Source organism: Pseudomonas sp. 51_B (assembly GCF_017491595.1).
Taxonomy (GTDB): Bacteria; Pseudomonadota; Gammaproteobacteria; order Pseudomonadales; family Pseudomonadaceae; genus Aquipseudomonas; species Aquipseudomonas promysalinigenes.
The window spans coordinates 1-330 of sequence record NZ_JAFGYW010000499.1 but is presented as its reverse complement, the minus strand read 5'-3'; the positions used below and the strand labels follow the sequence as shown (position 1 = coordinate 330).

1 protein-coding gene is annotated in these 330 nt (G+C 56.1%); it reads left to right on the top strand.

Annotated elements, in window-relative coordinates:
• The coding region (locus J5M56_RS27280) for a GTP-binding protein (RefSeq protein ID WP_243430916.1) at window positions 1–330 on the top strand (330 nt) is incomplete at both ends.

The following is a 330-nucleotide window of genomic DNA, read 5'->3' as shown; positions in this document are numbered from 1 at the left end:
AGGTAGGCGTTCCGTACATCGTGGTCTTCCTGAACAAGGCTGACCTGGTAGACGACGCTGAGCTGCTGGAACTGGTCGAGATGGAAGTTCGCGACCTGCTGTCCACCTACGACTTCCCAGGCGACGACACCCCGATCATCATCGGTTCGGCTCGTATGGCGCTGGAAGGCAAAGACGACAACGAAATGGGCACTACCGCTGTCAAGAAGCTGGTAGAAACTCTGGATGCTTACATCCCTGAGCCAGTTCGTGCTATCGACCAGCCATTCCTGATGCCGATCGAAGACGTATTCTCGATCTCGGGTCGTGGTACCGTTGTTACCGGCCGTA